We start from the raw sequence: 25,281 nt of genomic DNA on the forward strand, positions 1-25,281 counted from the left end.
GCTTATTGCACCAGCGCTTCCATTTGTTCGATCAGGTTCTTGAAGACATCCATAGCCTGGCGGATCGGCTCGGGGGAGGACATATCCACCCCGGCCTTCTTCAGGATGTTGAGGGAGAAGTCGCTGCCGCCGGATTGCAGGAAGCCCAGATAGCGGTCCACCGCAGGCTGGCCTTCGTCCAGAATCTGCTTGGAGAAGCTGGTGGCGGCGGAGAAGCCGGTGGCATATTTGTACACATAGAAGCTGTTGTAGAAATGGGGAATCCGCGCCCATTCCATCTCAATGTCCTTGTCTACCGCCATCTGCGTGCCGTGATACTTCACGTTCAGGTCGTAGTAGATTTTGCTGAAATCCTGGGGCGTCAGTGACTCGCCTGCTTCAGCCCGCTGGTGGATCAGCATCTCGAACTCGGCAAACATGGTCTGCCGGAAGACGGTGGTCCGGAACTGGTCGGCATAGTAGGTGAGCAGGTACATTTTTTCCTTGGGATTGTCGGTTTTCTTCAGGAGATAATCCATCAGAAGAGCCTCGTTCAGGGTGGAGGCCACCTCCGCCAGGAAAATGGTGTATTGGGCATAGCGGTATTCCTGATGGGTATCGGACAGGTAGCTGTGCATGGCGTGGCCCATCTCGTGGGCGAGGGTGAACATGCTGTTCAGGTTGTCCTTATGGTTCAGGAGCACGTAAGGATGGGTGCCGTACGCCCCCCAGCTGTAAGCGCCGCTGCGTTTGCCCTCATTTTCGTAAATGTCGATCCAGCCGCTGTTGAAGCTGCCCTTCAGCACATCCAGATATTCCTGACCCAGGGGCTTCAGGGCGTCGATTACAATTTCCTTGGCTTCGTCGTATGTAATCTTCATATCGAACTCTTCCACCAGCGGCGCAAAGAGATCGTACATATGAAGCTCATCCACCTTGAGCAGCTTCTTGCGGAGGTTCATGTACCGCTGCAAGAGCGGCAGGGACTCATGGATGGTATCGATCAGGTTGGTGTACACGGCCTTGTCGATATTGTCGCCGAACAGGGACATTTCCAGCGCGGACGGGTATTTTCTGGCCCGGGCGTAGAACAGGTTCTTGGTCACATTGGCGGACAACGTGGCGGCCAGAGTATTTTTTTGCTTACTGTAGGTTTCGTACATGGTCTTGAAGGCGTTTCTGCGGACATCCCGGTTCTTGCTTTCCAGGAAGGTAATGTAGCTGCCGTGGGTCAGCTCCACCTCTTCGCCTTTTTCATTCTTGACCTTGGGGAACTTCATGTCTGCGTTGTTGATTAACGAGAAGATGGTGCTGGGGGCGCTGGAAATATTGCCGACCTGGGCAAGCAGCGCTTCCTCGGCCTTGGACAGCACATGGGCCTTCTGCCGCAGCATTTCCTCCAGGGTCAGCTTGTAAAAGGCCAATTCCGGAGCCTGCACCAGCTTATTCAGTTCGTCATCGCTTAAGCTCAGAATTTCCGGCGTAATAAAGGATAAGGCCTCGCCTGCTTCCACCGAAAGCTTCTTGGATTTTTCCGACAGGGCTTGATATGCGGGCTCCGCCGTATCCTCATGGTGCTTCATGTTTGCGTACACATACAAACGTTCCGTATGAAGAGATATTTTATCCTCCAGCTCAAAGCAGACTTTAATGGCGGCGGGGGTGGAGAGCTTCCCCTGGAAATCCTCCGCCTTCTTCAGCAGCTCCTTGGTTTCCTGATACTCCTTGTCCCAAGCCTCCTGGCTGGGGAACATGTCTTCCAGCTTCCAATGATGCTCGGGGGCGGTTTCGGAACGTTTTTTCACCTGGCTCATGGGTATCCTCCTGTCGGGTTTGGAATAGCCGTCCTGGCGGGCGGCGGCTTCTGTGGCAGGGGCTGCGCTCACCGCAAGCAGTCCGGCACACAGAGTAAGGGACAATAGTCGCTTAAGGGACAAGGCAACAACCACCTTCCGCATACGTTTCGCCAAAGTTTGCCTATTAGTATGCGCGGCTGTCCCTGCGGTTTATTCCTGCATTACCGTCCCATTGTAAAAAGACTGTACAAAATCAGAAAAAATGAAAAGCTGACCATCACCACAGCCATAATGGCAAGACCCCGTTTGAAGCTGGGGGCGATGGCATCTTTCTTCATAAGCAGCACCAATGCGAAGCAAAAGGAAATGATGACAAAGGTTGCGACAATCTGCGGATCAACCATGACGAACCACCTAACATATTTACTTGGCAGCAGGGAAGAGCTGTTTGATTCATTATTTTACCACAAACCCGGGTTTATTTGTAACGCGCGAAGAATTTATAAGTCGGCCATGCCGATTTCTAAGAATTCTTCATTTCGTATTGACAATATCCCCGCGGTTCGTTTATCCTCAATACAAGAACCTTACCGCTGGACCAACTGAATATTCCTGTAAAGGGGAGTAGCTGTACAATAAAATCGTCATTACGAGGCATTTTGCTCCGGTTTTATTGGCAATATTACACCTGTTAGCGAGACCTTTACCCTAAAGTATTACTTCTTCTATGAAGGGGGGATACTTTTAGCGGTAAGGGTCTTTATTGTTTTCAATCTACAGATAAATAAGGAGGAGTGGAGTTTGGAATTATTTTTGGAATATGGGTGGGTGCTGCTGGTATTGGTAGCCCTGGAAGGACTGCTGGCGGCGGACAACGCGCTGGTGCTGGCGATTATGGTGAAACGGCTTCCCGAGCAGGACCGGAAGCGGGCTTTGTTTTATGGATTGGCGGGAGCTTTCGTGTTCCGCGCGCTATCGTTATTTGTGATCTCCTTCCTGGTGGACATTTGGCAGATTCAAGCCATCGGCGCGCTGTACCTGCTGTTTATCGCTGCCAACCACATTTTCAGAAAAGTGATGTTCAAGAACAAGAAGATTGAGGAAACCACCGGCGTTGTGGTGGAGGATAAAAAACCGGGCTTCTGGATGACTGTATTAAAGGTGGAGCTGGCGGATATCGCCTTTGCCATCGATTCCATTCTGGCGGCTGTAGCGTTGGCCGTTGCTCTTCCGCCCAGCGGGCTTCCGAAGATCGGCGGCATGGACGGCGGACAATTCCTGGTGATTTTTGCAGGCGGCTTTATCGGACTTATCATTATGCGCTTCGCGGCCAACCTGTTTGTTAAGCTGCTGCATGCCCGTCCCAGTCTGGAAATCGCCGCATTTGTCATCGTTGGCTGGGTGGGGGTAAAGCTGGCCGTTATTACTCTGGCGCATCCTGACATCGGCATTCTGTCCGAAGCCTTCGCCCACAGCACTGCGTGGAAGCTCAGCTTCTATGTTGTCCTGGTGGGGATTGCCGCGGCAGGCTGGTTCTTAAGCGGCGGCAAAGCCGCTTCCAAATCCAAAGCAGCCGGAGCCGAATTGGAAAAGCAAATGGGTTGATTTTATCCAAAAACAAGCTTGGCGGCACGCCGCTTTGGTCCAAGCTATATGAAACCCATCCCCCAAAAGTGACGAAAAGCTCTCAGAAGCGGAATCCGGGTACTTTTGGGGGAGCCCCCGAATGAAACTGCGACAGTCATACATTTTCATAAAAAAACAGGGAGGACATGGTGTCCTTCCTGTTTTCTCTATGTATGTATGCCTATGTCCTGAACTTCCTCAATTCTTCATTTAAGGAAACGGATAGGGAAGACAGCGCATGGGACATCTCCACCGTCTTGCTCAGGCTTTCCTCTTCCGTCTGCAGATGGACGGCTACTTCATCGGTGGAATCGAAGGTAAACACCGCCGAGCTGGCGATCTCCGCCATCGCGGCGACGGCTTCCTGGGAATTGGCCGTCATGGTCTCGGCAAGAGAGGTCACATCGGCAATTTGCCGGCTGACGGCACCGATCTGCTCCCGGATGGCCTGGAAAGTATCCGTTGTTTCCTTCGTGGCCGCAAGACCCGTATCCGCCTCCTGGACGGCCTGCTCAATGTTGGCGACAACACTTTTCATTTCGGGCCTGATATGCTCCAGAATGGACGAGATGGAGCCTGCGGCCTCTTTGGCCTGCTCCGCCAGCTTGCGGATTTCCGAGGCCACCACCGAGAAGCCCCGTCCGCTTTCTCCTGCCCGTGCGGCTTCGATGGAAGCGTTCAGAGCCAGCAGATTGGTCTGGTTGGCAATGCCTGTGATCATCCCGGCAATCTCATTGATTTCTTCCGTCCGAGCGGCCAACTGGGCCACTTTTATGGAGGTCTGGTTGATTTTGTCCGCCGCGGCGTCGATGGCGTTTAACGTTCTGTCCACCACCTGTTCCCCCAGATCCGCTCGTTCCTCCATGATCCGGGAACCGGAGGAGACTGCCTCGGCCTTTGCCGCCACCTGCTCAATGCCTTGGGAGATTCCCTCTATGGCTGCATAGATATTTTGAATATTGTCCTTCTCCGCGCGGGCATGGCCATTGATCTCGCTGACCAGGGCTACCGCCTTGCGGTTGGCTTCATAGGCGGAAGTATTGGTTTCCTCCGTCCGAACCGAAAGGGTATGAACCTGCTCCGACGCGCCTTGGGCATTATGGATCAGAAGCTTCAGCTGAGCGGTCATGGTTGTAACCGCCTGATAGAGTTCTCCGATTTCATCCTTGGAGCGGATAACGCCGGAGCCGGCTTCAAGGTCCACAACAGTCAAATCCCCCGCCGCCACTTTTGCGGCGATCCTGTTCAGCCTCTGAAGGGGTTTGACCATAAAGCGGTTGGAAAAGAACCACACCCCGGCGAGAGAAAGGACCATCACCACAAACCCGGCCCCGGAAATAAATAGGAAGGTATTGTTTAAGCGGGTAAGCTCCCCCTGTACGGAAAAGCTTCCCTCCGCCCCCTCCGCCACAAGAGCGGCATAACGGGTTTGGCTGGAAATAACGGTCTCTCTCATTTGGATGTACGTCAGTGCTGTTCCGAAGCCTACAATAAGAAGAGTACAGACTGTAACAATCAGCATCGTCTTTCTCGAAATGGACATATCCTCAGCACTCCTTGACAATTGAGCCTGCTATTGAGGCTCATACACCGCCACTATTATATGTTGCGGAAGTTCTCCAATATTTGCCTCCGTTCCTCCTCCGTCCCCTTGAAGCGCTCCGGCGAAAACCGCTCCTCCGCCCAATGCATCATGGCAGGCCGGCTTAGGAAGGTGTGGCATTCCTCGCCCCATTCCTCGGAAATTTCCCGGAGAATAAGGGTCTTGCCGTTAATCTCCACATTCAACATGTTCCACTTGTCCCGCTTGTAGACCTGAACCGTCTTAATTCTGTTGCTTTTCACCGTGTTTCCCCCGCTTATGTGGTTAGTCATTTCTTCCTAACACTTTAGCACGAAGCGGGGCATTAATCAAAGGAGAGTCCGCCCTTCATCCGGTACATGGCTTTGTCGGCGCGGCTCAGTATGGCCGCTGCGGTTTCCCCGTACTCGGAATAGAGGGTTGCCCCATAGCTGGCCTCTACCCGGATGAGATGTTCTTTGTACGGGATGTCGACGGCGCGGATCGTATTCGCCAACTGGAGAACGATTTCACTAATGGCCGAATAGGAGGGAACCGGATACATAAAAACGGCCAACTCGTCACCTCCCAACCGCCCGACCGTCCCCCTCCTGCCGACAATGCGGGCAATGATCCTGGCAATGCCGCTCAGGACTGCGTCTCCTGCTTCATGTCCGTAAGCCGAGTTGATCCTTTTGAAATCATTGATATCGATATACAGCACCGTCAATGTGCCGCCTTGCTTCTCCGCCCGGGCGATGGAGAAATCCAACTGCTCCAGGAATGCTCCCCGGTTCAACAGGCCGGTAAGGGAATCCCGGGAGGCGCGATAAGAGAGCTTGCGCAGATACCGGTTGGCAGCGGTTGTATCCTCGACGGACAACAGGAACATGGACCGGAACAGGCTCCGGATAGGAGAACCCTCCACCCGGAATTCCCGCCTTCTGCCCGATTGGAAAACCGAGATGTTCAGCCTGTTGAAGGTTTGGCCGTCCGCAAGCTTCTGCAGCAGCCGGCGGTTCTTCAGAAGCGACGGCTCCGCCAGGCTGTCCAGCAGGGCTATGGCCTGCCGGTTGGCCTTCAAGAGACGTCCGTCGCCGGTTACCGTCAACAAGGCAAAAGGAGCCTGCTCGAATATCCTGGCGTAAAGAAAAGGTGAAAAATGCAGCAAAACACTCAATTCGTTTACCTCCGAAGGGTTTTTCAGACCAAATCGCAGCGGTTTGCCCATATGACGGCTCCGGTATATGCCTCCGCCACCTGCTCCGGCGCAATTCCGCACAGGCCGGATAAGCTTTCCTGCTCCTCCCAGTTTCCCTGTTCAAATGCCAGCATGAGGCGGAAGAAGATGGACATTACACTATCGTCATATGAAGACCGCAGGATTCGTTTGGCTTCTTCGGACAGGGGCAGCTCGGGCAGAAGCTCGGACATTTCGCAGCCGGTGAGCACGTCGATCATGGACAGCAGCCCCAGGGTAAACATTTCCGTTTTGTAAAAGATGCGGCCGCTTTGGTCGCAGAGCAGCTCCAGAAACTTGGCCCGCTCCACACTGGTTTTAATAACCGCATCGTGATCGCTGTCGCCGATTTTGCGGAGGGCGGTGATAAACGCCCATTTTTTCAGCTCCTTTAGGCCCATGGTCAGCGCCGCTCTGCGGACGGAGGTTACCTGATTGCCGCGGTAGTAATAAACCGAATTCGCAATTTTCAGAATTTCAAGGCTGAATGCTACGTCCTTCTCAATCAGGTCAACCAGTTCATCAAAGCCCGGCTCCTCCTGCTTCAGAAGCTTGATCAGCTGAAGATGGTTCATCTTGGATGGAGGGACGCCCTGGGAATGAACCAGCACCGGCTTGCAGTAGTAATAGCCCTGAAACAGGCCATACCCCATCCTCATCGCCATTTGATGGTCCTCGTGAGTTTCAACCTTTTCCGCCAGAAAGTGGATTTTTCCGTTGGCAAACCTCCGGATAATCTCCAGCCGCGCCGCCGGCAGGCGGGTGCTTTGGAAATCGACCTTAATAATATCCGCCAGCTCTATAAGCGCTTCATATCCCGGCCGGAAAATGAAGTCGTCCAAGGCCAGCATATATCCGCGGGCCTTCAATTTCCGGCAGGCCTCAATGATCTCCGCCGTCGGTTCCACATTTTCCAGAATTTCCACCACCAGCTGCTTCTTGGGAAATAAGGTGGCAATTTTGTTCTGCAGCATGCGGTCCGTGAAGTTGATAAACGCTTTTTTGGTGCCGGAGATTTCCTCAAAACCCATGGACAGAAAGCTCGCTGCCATTACCTGGGAGGTGGCGGCATCTCCGTCCTTGCTTTGGTAAGATTGTCCCATCCCGTCCCGGTACAACAGCTCATATCCGTAAATCCGGTTGTTTCTGTCCAAAATCGGCTGCCGGGCAAATACCAATGCCACTTGCGACACCCCTGTCCGCTCAATTATAAAGAATCATACCGCAATAGAAGGCGGTTTGAAAAATGAGGGAAAGGATTTCAGGCCGTTTTATCCGGTTTATCTACACCCGATTTTGGAAGCCCAGCTGATTCATTCAAAGAATTTCGACTTCTATCGCCATTTTGCTTGCGGATTCGTCTTCCGGACCCTGGCGCCAATCCGGCGGAAGCCAAAAAGTGAACGTTGTTCCCGACTCAGGGCTGGAAAAGAAGCGGACTTGTCCCTTCAGGTACCGTTCTCCGAAAAGCTTCATGCCATAAGTCCCATATCCGCGTCCCTCTCCCTTAGTGCTAAAGGAGCGTTTGAAAAGCTGAAGCTGCACCTCCCTGGGCATATAGCCGCTATTGCGAATCTCGATGAAAAGCTTGCTCCCCTGCCTGCCGGTGCGGATGCGGACAGGCTGCCCGCCGGACGCCTCGGCTGCATTTTTCAGCATATTGGTGATCACCCGCCGCAGAAGTATCTGATCACTGACAAGGGCCAGTTCTTCATCCCACTGGTAGTCCATCTCAATAGGGGGCTCCGACGCATTCCGCACTGCATCCGCCGTTGAACGGATCATGGCGTTCAGGCTGATGAGCTCGGGATTTACAGCCAGCTCGCCCTTCTCGGCATTCACCAGGTCCCGGTGGTTTTCAATCTCGCCGATAATCAGATCCACCGCTTCCTTGGCACAGCCGCACAGCTCCTGCAGATCCGGGAGACTCTCGGTCATATGGATCAGCTCCATAAACCCTTTGGCCGCCCCCGCGCTGTTCAACAGATCATGGAGAAACAGCTGCTCCAGCGCTTTTTTGCGCTTCTCCTCGCTGATGTCCCGGATCATAAACAGGATAGATTCCGGAGCGGCCTGGCCTACGGGCATAGCATGGATGGACAATTCGTGGCTATGTGTGGTTTGCCCATCGGAAGACGAGGTCATAAGACATTCCCGGTAAACGGATTGTCCGGTTTGCTGCACCTCCAGAATGGCCGCATTGGCTCCGCATACGCTGCAATAGGCTGTAGTGCCGCAGCCTCCCGGTGTTTTGCAGGAGTGGATGCAGCGGAGCATCTCGCCGGGACGGCAGCCCAGCCTTTCATGAAGGGACACAATGCCCAACACCTGGAGCAGCCCGTTGTTGGAATAAATGATCTGCCTCTGCTTGTTGAGCACCAGCACAAGGTAGGGAAGAATGTGGAAAAGCTCTTGAATGGCGCCGCTCCGGGCAAGCGTTTCCGCCTGCTGCACGATCTGCTCCTGGGATAACCGTGAATCCATATTGCAAGCACCTCTTCTCGGGTTATTTCATAATCTCGTAGGTTTGTTGGAACTTGGCCGCTTGCTCTGTTTGTCCGGATTGCTGGTAGGCCATGCCCATCAGCCGGTAAATTTCGGGATTGGCCGGAGAAGCCGCGAGAGCGGAGGAGAGCAGGGACAGCGCCTTTTCCCAATGCCCTGCCTTCAGCAGAAGGCTGGCCTCTTGGGCAGGGGAAAAGCGGGAGGGCTCCAGTCCCTCCAGAAGCCGGTGGATTTTTTCCACGGTGAACGGCTTTTGCAGATAGGCATACGCCCCCAGCTTGGTGCATTCCACTGCACTCTTGACCGTGGCAAAGGCGGTCATCACCACCACAGGAGCGGTGATCCCCCGCTGAACCATCCAGCTGAGCACGTGCTTGCCGCTTAGGCCGGGCATCTTGATGTCCAGAAAAATCACATCATAGGGTTGGGATTCCAACAATTCCATCGCCGCCGGGCCGTTGCCCGCCAGAGCAATCGTATACCCTTTAAGCTCCAGAGCCTTGGTCAGAAGCAGCCGGATGGATTTCGTATCGTCAACGATCAATGCCCGTTTCAACAGAAGTCCTCCTAATAGCTTAATAGAATAAAACTCTAAATAGCTTTATTATAGGCTGGTTCGCAAAAGAGAGGCAATCGCCAAAAAGCCCGCTTTTCTAAAATATAAGGATGATTCGATGAAAATCCCGTTCAAGGGGAACGGGCCAAGCGGTGTGGGGAGGGAGGGGGGCCTCGGCTAACGGAACTGAGAGACTCTTACGCGCCGAAAATTCGTCTGCCCGGATTTTTGCGGAACTGAGACACCCTTAGCGGGTCCAGCAGCGACCTTTTGGCCCCTTTTGACACCAATTCGGCCTCTTAAGGGGCGTACAGTTCCCTTAATTTTCCGTGAACGCCGAATTTCGCTTTTAAGAGTCGCTGAGTTCCGTTGGCTTCACGTTCCTCTGGCTCTATAACCAGCGCTTTCATCCTCCGCGGATATAGACTGCTATACGCATATCGCGACGCGGAAACTGGCGATTTCCGTATATCTGTACTGTCTATAAAATGCTGAAATATAATACGGAGTATCAAATGGCGTATCAGAGCAACAGGTTGGGTGATATAATGGTTCTATAAGAACCCGTTCAAGGAGGGCACTCCCATATGCTGAAAAAGCTTGAAGGTAATCACGCAGAATTGTTTAAACTGTGGGTTCACGATAATGAAGATACAATTGTAGATATTGAAGGCAAACATTATTTAGTCAAGCCGCTGAAAAACATTGTCCAAGAGTTGCGTCAAATCCGAAGCCTTCATTTTACCCAAGAAGAAACGAAGTGTTATAAGGTTGAATTGGTTCGCAAGATTGAGCAGAAAATAGCTGTTGTATTAGAGGCTATGCCAGCAAATTTGTTATATTGAGTCATTGAGGCACCAACACCAGCATATAGACTAAACTTACGGGCGGGAGCAATCCCGCCCTCACTATTTTTATCAGTCGATTGACTACCAAACGGATATGGCCCTTAGGATACCAAAAGTGGATTAGAGCAGAAATATAAGTCATCCTTATAAGCAATTTGAAAAGACCCGTTTATGGATGGGGTGGCGAAGCCTAAGCCGCGGGAGGAGTAGGCGCTCCCTGAACGGTCTTTGTTTTGGATTCTGAAATGTTCTGTGATCTGCCGCTTCTTTGGGAATGTCATGTCACGGTTTCAGGATCAAGGCTGCCTATTTCATGCTGCGAAAGTTGAAACAACCTAAAAGAAACATAACCTGCCCTGTATTTAGCACATCACATCAAAGTCGGTGATTATTTTATAATAAGCTATAATGAAGCGCTTTCAAAAAATGAGTTTACATGCAATAAGAGAAACAAGACATTTTATCCCGGATGGAATCTATGGAGGTTGAAACGATGTCTACTGAAAGTCGAAGAACTGATCTGAGCCGGAGACCATTGAAGCTAAAGAGCAATCGAGTGTGGAGAACGTATACGGGAGGCAAGCTGATCGACAGCTGGCAGCAGAAGAGGGATGCAGTCGATTCAGAATTTCCCGAGGAATGGGTTGCATCCACGGTGAAGGCCCAAAACTCAGGCAGAGAGCATATTCATGAGGGCTGGAGCCAGGTTGACTTGCCGGACAGCAGCGAAGGGATGACGTTGAAAAGCTTGGTTGAAGCAGATCCGGCATCGTTTCTGGGCGCAGCCCATGCAGCCTGTTATCAGGAACAGCTGGCCGTCCTGGTGAAAGTGCTCGATTCCAGCGAGCGGCTAACCATTCAAGTCCATCCGGACCGCAAGGATGCCATGGAAAGGTTTCAGTCCCGCTTTGGCAAGACGGAGGCTTGGTATGTCTTGGGCGGACGCCAGATAGACGGTGAGCAGCCTTGTATATATATGGGATTTAAGCCCGGCATAACGAAAGAAATTTGGAAGCAGCTATTTGAAAAGCAAGCGATTGACGAAATGCTCAATGCCCTTCACCGCGTTCCCATCAACACAGGAGATGTTTATCTGATTGAAGGCGGCGTTCCGCATGCCATTGGGGCGGGCTGTTTTTTGATCGAAATTCAGGAGCCTACCGATCTGACGCTGCGTGTGGAAAGGACGACGCCGAGAGGGCGCAAGGTGCCTGATGAAGCTTGCCATCAACATATCGGCTTTGAGGCGATGCTGGACTGCTTTAAGTATGAAGCCAGAGGGCTTGAGAAGACGATGGAACGTTACAAGAAGAAGAGATCCGTCGTTTCGGCAGGTGGGAGCAGAGAATATGAGCTTATTGGAGAAAAGGATACCGACCGGTTTCTTATGAATGTGCTGGAGGTTTCCGGCTCCTATGTGAAGAAGCATAAGGACTGCTTCCATATTGCTATTGTTGTGCAAGGGTCAGGGGAACTGCGTTGGGCCGATCAGTTTATTCCGGTGCAACAGGCGGATCAATTTTTTATGCCGGCCGGGGTTACGGAAGCAACATGGGTGAGCCAGGGAGAGGCAGAGCTTCAAGTGGTGCTTTGTTTTCCTCCTCGGACATGATAAAAGGAAGGGACGGCGGATTTCCGCTGTCTCTTTTCTTTCCGCAAATTGAAAAACAACAAGACCACATAGGATTACCACAAGACGGAAAAAGGAAATCCTTGTATATTTTTTGTAAGCGCTTAAATAAGGGCGACTAAGATGATAAGGAGGGATCGGTTTACCTGTCTGTTAAACGATTAAATCCATATTAATGAGAGGGAAGGTGTTATTTTGTACAAAGCTCAAAGCACAGTATCGAAAATGTTCAAGTTCGTAGTATTGGCGGCAATGCTCGTTGCCACATCATTGTCGATTCCAACACCGTCTCAGGCGGCGTCCGTAACTTGCAGCACGGCGGCGTGCTTCACGTCAGCCCTTGCGAATGCGCAGCCTGGAGATGTGATCACCCTTGCGGCAGGAGTAACCTTTACAGGAAACTTCGTAGCGGCAAAAAACGGCACCTCGTCTGCCAAAATTACGATTAAAGGAGCAAGCTCCACGAATAAGCCGATTTTGAACGGCGGCACTACCTCTAGCGGCTACGCGCTGTATATTACCGGCGACTACTATGATGTGCGCAATGTGAAAATAACCAACGCGAAAAAAGGCATTATGCTTGATCATGCCAACAACAATTGGCTGGAATACCTGGATGTGTACAACATCGGGGAAGAAGGCGTCCATTTCAGAGACGGCAGCTCAAACAACGTGATCAAAAATTCTAACGTGTATGACACAGGAAAACTGAACCCGGAGTATGGGGAAGGCGTATATGTCGGGTCGGATGTCGGCAAATGGGGAAGCTACAAGAAGGAGACGAACAATAACCGGATCTCGGCTGTATCATTCGGTCCCAATGTTCGGGCTGAGCATATCGATATTAAGGAAGGATCGAGCAGCACCATCGTTGAGAATTGTATCTTCGACGGAACGGGTATTTCCGGCGCCAATTATGCGGACAGCTTTATCGATGTGAAGGGGAATAATGACATCATCCGCAATAACACCGGTTACCGCAACGGAAACAGCAAGATCGTAGACGCCTTCCAAGTCCATGAGCGCTCAAGCGGTTGGGGGCAGAACGCCAAATTTACCGGCAACACCTTGTACCTGGACAATGCTACCCCCTATGTCGTCAATGCGGATAGCGGCGCTACAGCCACCGCATCAAACAACACCCGCAGCCCCTCCGGCAATATGTATAAGGGAAGTGTGAATTAAATCCGTTAAGTAAAAACGGAGGGCAGTCTGAAGAAAGCCAAGTCTATAACCTTAACCGCAGGTGAATTTAAGCTTGCGGTTTTTATTTTTTTCGGGGCATCATTTTGCAGGCTAACCGGCGGGATTGGCAGCGGTTCCTCCGCTATAACAGTGCCGGAACGATACACTTTTTTTGCAAGGAATACACGATCTTTGAGTCTGTGCATGCAAGAAATGCCGGATTTACTGGGTTTCAGCCTCACGTCTTTTTCGCATAAAGTGAAGATTGATGAGGGGGGAAGGTTGGACTATGATCAAGGTGTAAGCGGCGGGAAACAAACAGGCTTTCCGAAATAAGCTTATCTCAATTGATTCCCGACTCGTTGACGACGGTCTGCCAATAAAGCAAACCGTTGGCAGTTGAAGCGGTCCGGGTGCTGACCGATGGAATCAAAGACCCGGGCAGAGAACCGCAGACCGTTAAAATCAAAACCGATATTTCCGAAAGAGACAGCGGTAAAATTCGCAAACCGGAGGTATGTTCATGAAACCGGAACGTTTAATTTATACTTTTGTAAGTTTTGCCAGCTACCTGGATAAAGTATGGGGAAAAGGCACTCCCGTTGCTGGAGTGGAGAGAACCGCGGCGGTTGCCCACAAGCATGGTATTCCCGTTACCTGGATCGTAAACAGTGGCTCCATTGCCGAATTGGGCAACCAAATCCGGGACTGGCATGATCAATTCGGAGACAGCGTCATTCTGAATTGCCCTTCTTTCATATGCGATTATGACAAAGGGGAAATGAAACACTCCTTAAAGCGGGAGCTGGAGCGGGAATGGAATATCCTGTCGCATGAATTCCCTTGGGTGCAAACGAAGGTCGTTGCCTCCGGCTATGTAAACAATGAAATGGTGCAGGTGCTGGAAGATCTCGGTTTCGATGGCGTATGGGGGTACTGCTGGGAGCAGGTTTGGTGGGACGGAATTTCCCATCGGGGCTGCCCGTGGGGAATGTGGTACATCGACAGCTCGCGGTATAAAGCTCCTCATCGCGAAGGCGGAACGGTTGTTGCATGCGAGTGGACCTCGAGGGATTTGCACGCTGCTTATCATTCCGGAAATCCATGTCTGTTCTCGACGGACCCTAACGATGTCCTTCGTGCGGGGCTTTGCTCCGGCAAGGATATCCGTTATTGGGAGCACCTGTTTCAACAGTATCTGGTTAATACGGAATCTAATGATGCCGTATTTTTTATTCAGCACCAGGAAGCGCATGAAATGGAAGTATCTTACAACTACTCCGTGTATCCGTTGACTGATGTGGAACAAAGTGAGGAAATGTTGGACCGGTTCTTTGGATGTGTCAGGAAGTTCGACGTAGTGCGGACGAATTTGCCCGATGCGATCCGGACCTATAAAACGATAAATCCCAGGACTGCGCCAAACAGCATGTTAACGGGTGATTCCGGAATTCATCCCGAAATGAACGCGTATACCCTCATGCAAGGTGGAACCCCGTTCGGTCCTTGGCCCAAAACCTTCTTCTATTACGACTCGGAATGTCAGATGGTTTTCACGGAGGGAAGGACCCAACCGGCGCTGCTGCGCAATTATGTCGGAAAAGCGAGAATGGATGAAGATTTCACGGAATCCATACCGATGGTCGTTCTGGAGAATTACGTCAAATCGGATTCGCAAATCGATCTCGAATTCAATGTCGGCATGACGGCGCCTAAACCGTTCGGCATCGCCTATTGGGACGAACTTGGCGGATTTGAAGTTGCCGGAATCGAGCCGGGGATCGAATACAGGCTGATTCAGAATAAAATATTGTTCCTGCGGTTCTCACTGGAGGGGCAACCAAAACGGATTCGCGTCAGACTGAGAAAACAAAATGCAACTCAAGAGGCGGCGAACAAAACATGAAAGAAATGAATGATGCTTGGAAGGCTAACCGCTCTGATCCGCCGGTGGGATTGGGTGAAAAGCGGCTCCATAACCGAACGGTTCCTCTGCGCTATGCGGCTGATTGTATCGTTCGACGGTTCGATTTCCGCTTTGAGCCGGTGAACCCGTAAAAAAAGGACCTGACGGAGAGTATGTTCTCTCTGACAGGTCCTTTTTGCCGTGCCGGGCAAGCTTCACTCCATGACGATTACCGGAATTCTACGATTAATACTCCACACTACAACTTTTTTCGTACCTGTGAAGGTGCTGCCCCCTTGTACCGCTTGAATAATTTGGTCAAATAATTGGGATTGCCGCATCCGACTCTTTCGGATATCTCAGTAATCGTAAGATCGCTGTCCAGCAGTAGCCTCTCAGCTTCATTCATTCTGACCATATTGATATAATCGATGAAGGTTCGCCCGGTTAGCTTCTTGAAGGTTTTGCAGAAATGAAAGGAGCTCATGCTCACATGCTTGGCAGCAAGCTCAATGGTCCATTTTTTCCCGCTTTCTGCTTCAATATTTCGGATCAAGTCCTTGAATTGATCCAAATTGGAGATATATGGTTTGGATAAGGCGTTTTTTTGCATTTTCGGCATAAAATGAAGGGAAAGCAAGACCAGCAGCAGATGGAGACGGGATTTAGCGGTAAGCTGGTATGCCGGCTTCTGTTCCTTGAAATCGAGGAGGATTTGCGCCAAGAGAGTACGGAACTCCTTGTTGGATTCCAACTGCGAATCCAGCTTAACTGGGTAATTGGCCCGACCATCCAAAAAAGGAGCGACAAATTGAGCGTGGGCGGGATCTTGGCCGATGCCACCAAACAAAGAGGCATTAAATACGATCGCCTCCATATCAACAAGTCCGTTGCAAAGACTGTAGCCGACATGGAGGCTGCCGGAGGGCACAATAAGGATGTCACCCGGAATGACCTCATAAGGCCGGTTATCGATGTGAAAGACGGCTTGCCCGCACTGCATGATTATCATCTCGAAGTGCTCGTGCCAATGCAAGTACAGTACGTTCTGATCGAGCTTCACATCCGGAATTCGGGTTCGGAAACTATTAATCGGATAATACGGGTCGTCTAACAACGTATCTTCCCAAAGCTCTCTGGAATAGGACACGCCTAACTCTCCTTTCACAATATAAGAGAATTATATCACAATATCCGGTAGAGATTATACAGAAAATAGCCAATATAATGAGGATATCAACACTATTTTATAACAATATCGGGGTGATTACAAAATGAACCAAAAGCTGATGCGAATTGGCACCTTGATCGGAGCCAGCGACGCCGTAAGAGTAATCCCGCAAATTGTCGGGTTGGGGTTCGAATCGTTCAGCCTCAACTTCTGGCAGACTACCGGCAGCATGGATTTGGCGGAAACCGCCAAGCAAGTTCGCGAAATTTTATCCGGACATGATGCCGTTATATCTACAATTGGCATTTTCGGCAATCCGCTTACGGGAACCGGAGACAACAGGGATACTTTGGCCAGTTGGGAACGGTTGATCGATGCTGCGCATTTATTCGGTACGGATATCGTTACGGGATTTACAGGAAGAATCACGGATCGTCCAATAGACGAATCGCTTCCTAAATTCAAGGAGGTTTTCAGTGAGCTGTCCAGACGCGCTGCCGACAAAGGAGTGCGCCTCGCATTCGAGAACTGCAGCATGGACGGCACCTGGCAGACCGGCGACTGGAATATCGCCCATAATCCCGCTGCCTGGGAGATGATGTTCAATGCCGTTCCGGCCGATAACCTGGGTCTGGAATGGGAGCCGTGCCATCAATGGGTCAGTCTGATCGATCCGATTCCCCAACTCAGAAAATGGGTCCACAAAGTGTTTCATGTACACGGCAAAGACGCCACTGTCGCCTGGGATTTGGTCAAGGAGTATGGGGTATACGGTTCCAAATCTTTTGCTTGGCACAGAACGCCGGGCTTCGGAGATACGAACTGGACGGATATCATCACCATTCTCATGCAGGGAGGTTATAAAGGCACCATCGATATTGAAGGTTGGCATGATCCTGTTTATCGCGACGATTTGGAGATGACCGGCCAGGTGCATGCGCTCTGGTATTTGAAGAACTGCAGAGGCGGCGATTTTGTTCCCAATCCGAAATAATCCGGTTAATCAGAAAGGAAGGATTCAGGATGAATCCATTGCGAATTGGAATTATCGGAACTGGCGGCATTTCCAACTTCCACGGAGAAATGATCGAAACGTTGGAGGATGCAGTCATTACCGCATTGGCGGACCCAAATGAACTGAACAGGAATAAATTCAAAGCAAAATTCGATTTGACGGATGTCAAAGAGTATACTGACTATCGTGATTTGTTAAATGAGGGCTTTGCAGATGCCGTTATCATCTGTTCGCCGCATTCGATGCACTATGAACATGCTGCCGCTGCATTGCAAAGCGGACACCATGTGCTGCTTGAGAAACCCATGACGGTCCGGGTCGAAGAAGCGGAAAAGCTGGAAGAAGCTGCGAAAGCATCAGGTAAAGTGCTGCAAATCGGTTACCAGCGCTTATTCATGCCGGAGTTTGTATATATCAAGCAAGTCCTAGATAGCGGCAAACTGGGAAAGCTTACTTCCTTGACAGCGTGCTTATATCAAAACTGGGAACAGCTTACAATCGGCACTTGGAGACAGATTCCGGAATTGTCCGGGGGAGGAACGCTTTTCGATTCGGGCAGTCATGCATTGGCTGCGATCCTGTGGTTAACGGGACTTGAGCCCCTGCAAGCAAAAGCCATCAGCGATTTCCGGGGAACTCCGGTGGAAATCAATACGTATTCGGTCGTCCGATTCTCCGAAGGAGTCATCGCTGGAATCAATATCATCGGAAATGCGGCCGATTGGTTTGAAACCTATACGTTTTGCGGAGAAAAAGGTGTTCTCCATTATGATAACGGCAAGGTGATCCTGCATATGCACGGAGAAGAGCCTGCTATCGTTGAGCAGGAATATTTGCCGTCTTTAACACGAAATCAGGCAGGAAGCTTTGTCGATGCGGTGCGGGGCAAAGGTGAAGTCCGTGTAGCGGGGGATTTCGGGAGAGAGGTGATCCGTTTTACTAAAATGATCTATGCTGCAGCAGGGACTGAAGATCAATAGGGTTGTTCCGAAAGCCAATTAAACCGCTTGCCAAAAGACCAGGGGTTATATTTATACATGTAATGGTAACCACAAGCAGATCATTCGCTTGTGGTTTTCCTTTTTCCCTTTCCTCACAGACTTGCATGTGTTTGGAGGAGATGCTGTCTTGCTTGGTCCAAAATTTTTCTGTCATGGGGAATCTCCTCCGAATCGAGTTCTCTTTTTTGGTTGTAGTATTGCCATCTTGTCTCGATATCATAGGTTCCGCCTTTTATTTTACAGACCCGGCCTTTTCCGTCTGTCGATACCTTGATGCCTTCCTTTTCGAGCAACTGCGGATAATCGGGATTGGTAAAATGAGAGCCTTGATCGCTGTTTATGATCTCCGGCTTACAGCGGCTAAAAGTACGTTTCAAACATTTCATTAAAATATATACTCCTTTTAACGGTAGATAGAAACGATGGTGCTTGAGGTTATCAAAACGCCACTTTTACAATAGCACAAGCTTTCAGGTTGGCTTGTAAAGGCACTATACAATTTTCTTCAATTCCTCTAATAACCTGCTCTTTAATTCTTCCAATGCATCATTAGTTGGTTTTACGCTTTCTGAATACATGATTTCTCTTGGTGTCCACCAAACAGGATATTTGGGGGTAGGTTCGGTCAATCTCCTTGGGAATATGTGCCAATGTATATGCGAATCGCCATTGCCAAGAAGTTCATAGTTAAGCTTGTCAGGTTTGAACGCCCTATAAACAGCTTCAGCTACTTTGCTCATTTCAACCAGAAACTTCTGCTTAAAATCACTTTCTAATTCGTGAAGTTCATTCTTGTGTTCCTTACAAAGAAATAGCGTGTATCCTTCGAAATATTGATGATCTCCAATTACTACATAGCCCGTTTCAAGTTCAGCTACAAAATATTTATTTGTGCCTTCCTTAATCATGCTAATTCGGTTGCAAATCAAGCAATCTTCCATTATCGAAACCTCCCGCATGTCTTTTGGTGAGCCAAGTAATTCCATATTAACATAGAAATTTCCCGTTCAGAAACAAAGCACGCACTTGAGGAATCAAGCGGATAAAAATATATATTACGCAACGAACGTGGAGGACACGTTGTCCACAGTCAAATACGATTGACTATCTAAAGAAATTCGTGAATAATATCTTTAGATTCCTCCTCCGAGGTAAGCGCTATGCCAAATGTAAAATCCAGTACAGACCCGCGTAACAGCTATAACGATATCTCCACTTTTTTCCATGAAAGCCGCGAGCCTGTTTTTATTTGTTTTATAATCGATACAGCTACAGGGCGATTCTATGAAAAAGTAATCGCCCTGTTTTGCGTGCAAACTGCCCTCTGATTTACGCAGCTCGCAAAGGGGATCGCTGATTCTAGGATACAGGCATCCGGCTGCTCCCGCGCCTTTTCGACCATTCGGCAATAAATTCCAAAAGAAGAATGAAAAAGAATTGCCTATCAACCAATTGGCTGATAGACAATTCCTTCAACGCTTGGTAAAATTAAGTGGGGGATTAGGACCAATCTCCGCCTTGTGTTACATAGTCACCCAGAACTACGTTGCTGCTGAAAACTTTGGTGATTTTGTCGCTTTCGTTGGGAGTTACTAAATCATGAAGATCGGCCTTGGAAATCTGTCCAACCTTAGAAGTCCGAATTGCTTTGGAAAGATTGTCTGTTATCCGAACAGAATGCATCCACAACAACTCCTTTAATTTTGTGCTTTCTAACTCTAAGAATATCAAATTTTAAGAGATTTTGAAACAGGGGATGAGGCGAATGCAGATGAAAAACATGAGAATTTATCTTAGTTTGTCAGTTCTTTTCCTTGTTATGGGCTGGTTTACATATATAACAGTTACCCGTCCTTACCTCGGAGTTTATCTTGAACAGAATTCACAAAAATGGATGATTTCCGAATTGGAAGAAAAAGGAGTTGCTAAACAGTTTTTCTTGGTAGGAGATGTGGTTCTGTCTATTGATGGTCAGTTGCCGGAGGAAAACCAATTCGTAAAAAATTGGAGCAGGATTGATCAAGGCAAAAGTTTTGAAATAATGCGCAATCAAGAAATTCTAAATATTTCTCTCGATAATCAGAGGATGACTCTGTATGATTTTACTCCTATTATCCAAAGTCTTGTTTGTCTTTTGTTAGCTGGAATTGTTTTCTTCCGTATCCCCAACTCTCCCTCCGCACAACTTTTGGCTGCCGTTTTTTTGGCAGGTGCAGTCATATATATAAGTCAAGGGGCTTCCATTAGAGGAGAAGGTCTAGGAAAGCTCTCTATTGAAACGGTTTTGACCATTTTGCCAATATTATTTCTTCATTTCCTATTTTCTTTTTTTGAAGAAAAAGGGGGCGTCTCTCTCTCTCTAAAACCCTTAAAATTGTTCTATGTTTTTGCAATTATTGAATTTGTATTTAGAATTCCTTATTTATTTTCAAATGAATGGACCTCTTTCGTTTATGCATTCTCACCTAATGCTTCCCTAGCATTATTTGTTATCACTGTATTCTACAACATGATATTTTTGATATATTTCTACTTTAAACACGGAAGAACTCGAAGCTATTTAGCGTCCATTATAAAATCAATTTGGTATTCCCTTTTTGTTTCGTTTTTACCTATCATAAGTCTGTCATTTGTTCCGATTCTGTTTACTGGAAGCCACCTCATTAATTCTGTCCACACCAGTTGGTTCCTGCTGCTTTTCCCGGCATCCTTTGCCTATTTGATTGCGTCCGACCAGCTTTACGATATTGGCTTGGTTTTCCGGCGCTTCCTGTTTGGTTGTTTGTTGGCCGTGGTTCCTGCCTCGATTGTTACTGGTCTTTTCAGCGCTTTGTTCTATCAGTCGGCTACCAAACAAATGATTCTCTTCGTATTCGGCAGTTCATTAGTGGTTCTGGCGCTTATGCTGTATTCCATGGAATATATTATTACCCGGCTGGAGCCGACTTTCTTTCCGCGGAAGGCTATGCTGAAGAACTCGCTCAAGAAAATTTCCAAGAATCTCAGTACCGTTTCGACGATGCGGGAGATGAAGGATATTTTTCTGGCGGATATTGTGCAAACGCTGGAGGTGCGGGGCGGCGCTATCGTCAGCCAGTATCCGGATGGTGTGGAAACTATCGCGGCGGGAGAAGTGGATGTGGAGGAAGTCCAGTCTCTTTTGGCTGAAAAGGAGCTGTTCGAGAGCGACCAGTACACTTGCCTGGAGATTAGCCGTACTGAGGAATTTACCCATTATCTGGTCATGACCCGGAAGCGAACCAATGTGCTGATGAGCCGAGAGGAGCAGCAATGGCTTGGCCTCATTACCTCCTATCTGGAGGTTAGTCTGGAGAATGTCCACTTGATCCGGACTCTGACGGTGAAGCTGCAGGATTTGTCCTCCCGCTTCAGCGATGAAACATCGGCGGCGGAGTTCCAATGGTTCCGCAAGGTGATGTTCGAGCTGCAGGAGGAGGAACGCATCCGAATTGCTTCGGATTTGCATGATACGACGATGCAGGATTTATTTTTCCTGAAACGCCGGTTTGCCGCTTTGATGGAGAAGTATGTGATGAACCGGGAGGACAAGGAGCATCTGGACAATATTCTTAAATTTGTGGATCTGATCAATGCCAGTTTGCGGCAAAGCTGTTTTGAGTTGAATCCTCACCTGCTGCGGGAAATTGGACTGATTGCGACTTTGCGCCAATATCTGGAGAAGGAGGCATATATGGCACCTTTCCACATTCACTTTGAACCGGGCAGCGGGGCGGGGCGGATTGAGCAGGAGCCTTTGCCTACTAAACGGCATCTTTTGCGGATTGTCCAGGAGCTGTTGAACAATGCCAAAAAGCATTCCGAGGCTTCGCGGGTAAGCTTCCGGATTTCCGCTACGCCGCGGGAATTTCATCTGATTTATGAGGACGATGGGATCGGCATTCGGCCGATAGAGCCGGGGACGCGGGAGATCGGCGGCTCCGGGATTGGCATGGAGCAGATGAAGGGCCGCATTCTGCTGATGCAGGGCTCCTTAAGGATGGACGAGCATCCCGGCCCAGGCACGCATATGACCATTACCATTCCTTTGCAGGGGCAGGAGCATGATTTTACCCCCACCGCGCAAAACGGATCTTGATCCGTCATTAGGGGCCATGGATAGTTTGGTTCAGCGTTAATCTTAATGCAAACATCTTGTTCCGCATGTTCATGCAGGCTGATTCGTAGTAAGATGGAGGGAGCTTCCGGCAGAGGCCGGATGCTGCCAGGTCCCGCGGCAGAAGGGACAGTTAAGGGATAAGGAGAGCTGAGCTTAGATGAGTGAGATGGAGAAAGACAGGTATCCTCAAGTCGGGGTCGCCATGACCTGCCGGAGTTTTGAGGAGTACGGACGTATGTTTTCATGCGAATTCAAGCAGGGGGACAGGGTGCTGGATGTGGCCGCAGGCGCTTCCTCCTTTGGCGCTTATGCCCGCAGGCAGGGGATTCAGGCGGTGGCCGCCGATCCGCTGTATACTCTGAAGCCCGAAGAGATGGCAAGTCGCGGGTTGCGGGAACTGGAAGAGGCTTCCGCCAAGCTGGCGGTCTTGCAGCATGTGTATACCTGGAGCTATTATGGTTCGGCTGAACGGCACGAGGCGCTCCGGCGCCAATCTCTGGAGCAGTTCCTGGAGGATTACGGGCGTTTGTGCGGGACGGAGGCTTATGTTCCCGCCGCGTTGCCTCGACTGCCTTTTGCGGATGAAAGCTTTGATCGGGTGCTGTGCAGTCATTTTCTGTTTTTGTACGGGGAACAGTTTGGAGAGGCGTTTCACCGGGAGGCGGTTGTGGAGCTGGTCCGGGTGACCCGAAAGGGAGGGGAGGTCCAGATTTACCCGCTGCTGGATCTGAAGTGGGACCGGTACGGAGGACTGGAGGTGCTGATGACCTTCCTTGAAGGTTGCGGACTGTCACCGGCTCTGGAGGAATCGTCGCTTGCTTTTATTCCTGGCTCACAGCAGTTGCTGGTTATCCGGAAGCCGGCCCGGTGAGGGCGGCTGTTTCTTAGGGGGGCCGACAGGGAGCGCTCCAATTTTGTCGAAGACCGCCCAGTTGTGAAAAAGATAAGGACCCTCTGTCCGCAGTTTTGCGGATCGGAAGGTCCTTTTTTGGGGTTTGCAGGGTTTGGCGAGTCGCGGCGGGATGATAGCGGTCAACAAATGTACGCTATTTCGGAAAAGGGCTGTGGTTTTGCGAAATAGCATCCATAAAATGTACGCTATTGGCAGAAATGGGCTGCTGTTTTGCCTGAAAACGGCGAATAGCAGACATTTTGTGTACGCTATTCGGTGAAAAAGGGGCGTGACAGCCAAATAGCGTACATTGTTTGGCGCTTACATGGGCGTCCCGGCCGTGGCAAGGGGGGCTGAGTCCGGCCCCTGGGCCGCTTAGCCGTGCATGTGGTCGCCCAGCAGGGGCTGCTCAGCCGTGGGCAACGCCCCTCTCGCCGCTCCGCCTCCGCCTCCGCCCGGCAGGGCCCGTGCTCGTCCCGCGCCCGGTCGGCGGCATCCCCGCCTGGGCGCTGCCACCGCTTTAGTCCCCGATGCCCTGCACTTCCCGCCACAGGGTTTTGTTGCGGTACTCCTGCTGGCTGCCGACCTCCTCGCCGAACCAGTCCGGCGCCGCAAACCCTTCCGCTTCCTCCACGGAAGCGAACTCCACCTCCACCGTCTTAAGGTTAAACTGGTGGTAATCGTCGATTTCGAGCAGCCTGCCCGCGGCATCCTGCACCTTGGTGCGGGTTTTGATCAGGGGCAGACGTCCTGAACCCTCCAGGAGCTGCTTGTAAATTTCTTCGCTGATCTCATACTCCGCTTCGCCGCGGGAGAGGCCGTGGCCCCGTTTGTACGTGTGGGTGTAATGAGCCGGGCCTCCATCAGCGGAAGCCAGCCGGCGGATGCGGATTTCCTCCGTTTCCGTCAGAGCCAGATAGGTTTGCTCAATGGTCTCCCGTCCGGCCAGCTTCAATGCGCCGCTGTCCAGCAGAGCCTGGGGATAGACGGACAGAAAAAATTTGCGTTCGATTTCCTGATTCATCGGGATGCTCCTTTCATCATCGTATCCAACTGCCCTTCCTTGCTGCGCGTATACAGATGGGTAACTAAGAAGCCAACAAAGGCAATCAGCGCGGAGGCCGCCGCAACTCGGTATAGGGTGGCTCCGCCCCAGGCATCATACACCCGGCCGCCCACGAAGCCGCTGACCAGCCCGGAGAACCCGCTCCAGGTCATGTTGAACACGGCCTGGCCGGTGGCTCGGTATTCATCGGGCACCAACTGCTGGAGATAACGGAGGGCAGTTACCAGGAAGATGCCGAAGGACAGGCTGTGCAGCGCCTGCAGGGGGATGATCCAGCCGGGACCGCTGACCAGACTCATCAGCAGGAAGCGGATCACGTAGACGCTGCAGGCCACGGCCAGAAGCGGCAGCTCCTTGTATTTGTGCCCGTGTTTGTTCAGATAGAAGAACACCGGCACCTCGCTAAGGGCGGAGGTCATCCAGGCTACGCCCACCAGATTCTTGCCGCCCAGATCCTTCAGATAGGTGGATAGGAAGCCGTCATTGGAGCGGTGGGCAATGGACATGAAGAAGATCAGCCCAAGGAACCACAGCAGCTTCCGGTTGAAAATAACCTTCACCACCCCGGAGAGATCCATTTTCTTCATGCCCGCCCGGGTATCCTTCAATAGAAACGCAAGGCACAAAGACAGCGTGACGCTGCACACGGCCAATATGCTGATCACCTCGACACCCAGCTTGTTCAGCACCAGGCCCACCATCACCGCGGCAAAGCCGAAGCCCAGGGAGCCCCACATGCGGAAGAAAGCATAGCTTTTGCCGCTTTCCCGGGTGTACAGGAGAATCTGGCTGTCGTTCAGCCCGTTCAGCGGCGTCTGGAAGAAGTAAAAGCCGGTGACAATCACGAATAGCACGGAATACACATCGGTGCTGAACAAAAGCAAAACCATGGCCAACTGGCCGAACAGGATGACGATGATAGTTTTCTTAAGGGTTTGGAACCGGTCGCTGATCAAGCCCCAGAACAGGTTGGACACAATCCCCACCGCCGGACCGATGGAATAGAGGGCGCCGATTTGCAGTTTGCTGTAGCCCAATGAATCATAATAAAGCGGGAAAAAGGAGACCACCAGGGCCATCGTCATAAAAAAAGAAAAGGAAAAAGAATTGATCACGACTTCTTGCTTCTTCAAAATGCGGCCTTCTTTCTGTCGGTATTCATATGA

General features: G+C 50.5%; 23 protein-coding genes. 10 read left to right on the top strand and 13 right to left on the bottom strand.

The annotated features are described in order from the left end of the window. Positions 1 to 2: 2 nt before the first annotated feature. The gene (gene pepF, locus DQG13_RS14990) at positions 3 to 1,793 is read right to left on the bottom strand and encodes an oligoendopeptidase F (protein WP_113020593.1); all 1,791 of its coding nucleotides are present in this window, start codon (positions 1,791 to 1,793) and stop codon (positions 3 to 5) included. Between the two features lie 203 nt (positions 1,794 to 1,996). Further along, positions 1,997 to 2,179, bottom strand: a complete 183-nt coding sequence (locus DQG13_RS14995; protein WP_113020594.1) for a hypothetical protein — start codon at positions 2,177 to 2,179, stop codon at positions 1,997 to 1,999. 397 nt (positions 2,180 to 2,576) lie between these two features. Here DQG13_RS14995 and DQG13_RS15000 point away from each other — a divergent pair, with 397 nt between their 5' ends. After that, positions 2,577 to 3,380 (top strand): TerC family protein, encoded by an 804-nt coding sequence (locus DQG13_RS15000; RefSeq protein WP_113020595.1) that lies wholly within the window; start codon positions 2,577 to 2,579, stop codon positions 3,378 to 3,380. Between the two features lie 202 nt (positions 3,381 to 3,582). Here DQG13_RS15000 and DQG13_RS15005 read toward each other — a convergent pair whose 3' ends face one another. The 6 genes from DQG13_RS15005 to DQG13_RS15030 form a co-directional block, all read right to left on the bottom strand. Further along, the gene (locus DQG13_RS15005) at positions 3,583 to 4,944 is read right to left on the bottom strand and encodes a methyl-accepting chemotaxis protein (protein ID WP_113020596.1); all 1,362 of its coding nucleotides are present in this window, start codon (positions 4,942 to 4,944) and stop codon (positions 3,583 to 3,585) included. A 56-nt stretch (positions 4,945 to 5,000) separates the two neighbouring features. Further along, the gene (locus tag DQG13_RS15010) at positions 5,001 to 5,276 is read right to left on the bottom strand and encodes a hypothetical protein (RefSeq protein WP_113020597.1); all 276 of its coding nucleotides are present in this window, start codon (positions 5,274 to 5,276) and stop codon (positions 5,001 to 5,003) included. 32 nt (positions 5,277 to 5,308) lie between these two features. Beyond that, positions 5,309 to 6,142: a GGDEF domain-containing protein gene (locus DQG13_RS15015; protein WP_181592760.1), complete on the bottom strand. Its 834-nt coding sequence runs from the start codon at positions 6,140 to 6,142 to the stop codon at positions 5,309 to 5,311. Positions 6,143 to 6,165: 23 nt separating this feature from the next. Then, entirely contained in the window at positions 6,166 to 7,386 is a 1,221-nt protein-coding gene (locus DQG13_RS15020) for an EAL and HDOD domain-containing protein (protein ID WP_113020599.1), read from the bottom strand. 133 nt (positions 7,387 to 7,519) lie between these two features. Then, on the bottom strand, positions 7,520 to 8,686 hold the full coding sequence (locus DQG13_RS15025; protein WP_113020600.1) for an ATP-binding protein: 1,167 nt from the start codon (positions 8,684 to 8,686) through the stop codon (positions 7,520 to 7,522). A 22-nt stretch (positions 8,687 to 8,708) separates the two neighbouring features. Continuing rightward, complete coding sequence (locus tag DQG13_RS15030) at positions 8,709 to 9,263, bottom strand: response regulator (protein WP_113020601.1); 555 nt, start codon at positions 9,261 to 9,263, stop codon at positions 8,709 to 8,711. Between the two features lie 587 nt (positions 9,264 to 9,850). Between DQG13_RS15030 and DQG13_RS15035 the strand changes: the two genes are divergently transcribed. The 5 genes from DQG13_RS15035 (at position 9,851) to DQG13_RS30790 (ending at position 14,984) form a co-directional block, all read left to right on the top strand. Next, positions 9,851 to 10,108, top strand: coding sequence for a hypothetical protein (locus tag DQG13_RS15035; RefSeq protein WP_113020602.1), 258 nt, complete (start codon positions 9,851 to 9,853; stop codon positions 10,106 to 10,108). A 496-nt stretch (positions 10,109 to 10,604) separates the two neighbouring features. Beyond that, complete coding sequence (locus DQG13_RS15040; RefSeq protein ID WP_181592761.1) at positions 10,605 to 11,723, top strand: type I phosphomannose isomerase catalytic subunit; 1,119 nt, start codon at positions 10,605 to 10,607, stop codon at positions 11,721 to 11,723. A 213-nt stretch (positions 11,724 to 11,936) separates the two neighbouring features. Further along, positions 11,937 to 12,926 (top strand): right-handed parallel beta-helix repeat-containing protein, encoded by a 990-nt coding sequence (locus DQG13_RS15045; protein WP_258525683.1) that lies wholly within the window; start codon positions 11,937 to 11,939, stop codon positions 12,924 to 12,926. Positions 12,927 to 13,449: 523 nt separating this feature from the next. Next, positions 13,450 to 14,832, top strand: coding sequence for a hypothetical protein (locus DQG13_RS15050; RefSeq protein ID WP_113020604.1), 1,383 nt, complete (start codon positions 13,450 to 13,452; stop codon positions 14,830 to 14,832). Further along, entirely contained in the window at positions 14,829 to 14,984 is a 156-nt protein-coding gene (locus tag DQG13_RS30790) for a hypothetical protein (protein ID WP_181592762.1), read from the top strand. The genes DQG13_RS15050 and DQG13_RS30790 overlap by 4 nt, the downstream gene beginning before the upstream one ends. 107 nt (positions 14,985 to 15,091) lie before the next feature. Here DQG13_RS30790 and DQG13_RS15055 read toward each other — a convergent pair whose 3' ends face one another. After that, complete coding sequence (locus DQG13_RS15055) at positions 15,092 to 15,982, bottom strand: helix-turn-helix domain-containing protein (protein WP_113020605.1); 891 nt, start codon at positions 15,980 to 15,982, stop codon at positions 15,092 to 15,094. Positions 15,983 to 16,106: 124 nt separating this feature from the next. Between DQG13_RS15055 and DQG13_RS15060 the strand changes: the two genes are divergently transcribed. Continuing rightward, positions 16,107 to 16,997, top strand: a complete 891-nt coding sequence (locus tag DQG13_RS15060; RefSeq protein WP_113020606.1) for a sugar phosphate isomerase/epimerase family protein — start codon at positions 16,107 to 16,109, stop codon at positions 16,995 to 16,997. Positions 16,998 to 17,026: 29 nt separating this feature from the next. Next, positions 17,027 to 17,998 (top strand): Gfo/Idh/MocA family protein, encoded by a 972-nt coding sequence (locus DQG13_RS15065; RefSeq protein WP_113020607.1) that lies wholly within the window; start codon positions 17,027 to 17,029, stop codon positions 17,996 to 17,998. 113 nt (positions 17,999 to 18,111) lie between these two features. Here the strand turns inward: DQG13_RS15065 and DQG13_RS15070 are convergent, their stop codons facing one another. Together DQG13_RS15070 and DQG13_RS15075 are read right to left on the bottom strand one after the other, a co-directional pair. Beyond that, complete coding sequence (locus DQG13_RS15070; protein WP_113020608.1) at positions 18,112 to 18,405, bottom strand: hypothetical protein; 294 nt, start codon at positions 18,403 to 18,405, stop codon at positions 18,112 to 18,114. Between the two features lie 105 nt (positions 18,406 to 18,510). Continuing rightward, the gene (locus DQG13_RS15075) at positions 18,511 to 18,960 is read right to left on the bottom strand and encodes an HIT family protein (protein WP_113020609.1); all 450 of its coding nucleotides are present in this window, start codon (positions 18,958 to 18,960) and stop codon (positions 18,511 to 18,513) included. Between the two features lie 1,850 nt (positions 18,961 to 20,810). Here DQG13_RS15075 and DQG13_RS30795 point away from each other — a divergent pair. Together DQG13_RS30795 and DQG13_RS15095 are read left to right on the top strand one after the other, a co-directional pair. Beyond that, on the top strand, positions 20,811 to 22,136 hold the full coding sequence (locus DQG13_RS30795; protein WP_181592763.1) for a sensor histidine kinase: 1,326 nt from the start codon (positions 20,811 to 20,813) through the stop codon (positions 22,134 to 22,136). Between the two features lie 256 nt (positions 22,137 to 22,392). Further along, on the top strand, positions 22,393 to 23,028 hold the full coding sequence (locus DQG13_RS15095; protein ID WP_258525684.1) for a class I SAM-dependent methyltransferase: 636 nt from the start codon (positions 22,393 to 22,395) through the stop codon (positions 23,026 to 23,028). 541 nt (positions 23,029 to 23,569) lie between these two features. On the opposite strand, the gene DQG13_RS15100 is transcribed toward DQG13_RS15095, so the two are convergent. Further along, complete coding sequence (locus DQG13_RS15100; protein ID WP_113020612.1) at positions 23,570 to 24,073, bottom strand: CYTH domain-containing protein; 504 nt, start codon at positions 24,071 to 24,073, stop codon at positions 23,570 to 23,572. Then, on the bottom strand, positions 24,070 to 25,248 hold the full coding sequence (locus tag DQG13_RS15105) for an MFS transporter (protein ID WP_258525685.1): 1,179 nt from the start codon (positions 25,246 to 25,248) through the stop codon (positions 24,070 to 24,072). The genes DQG13_RS15100 and DQG13_RS15105 overlap by 4 nt, the downstream gene beginning before the upstream one ends. Between the last annotated feature and the right edge of the window lie 33 nt (positions 25,249 to 25,281).

This window comes from Paenibacillus sp. YN15, from assembly GCF_003285005.1.
Taxonomy (GTDB): domain Bacteria; phylum Bacillota; class Bacilli; order Paenibacillales; family NBRC-103111; genus Paenibacillus_AR.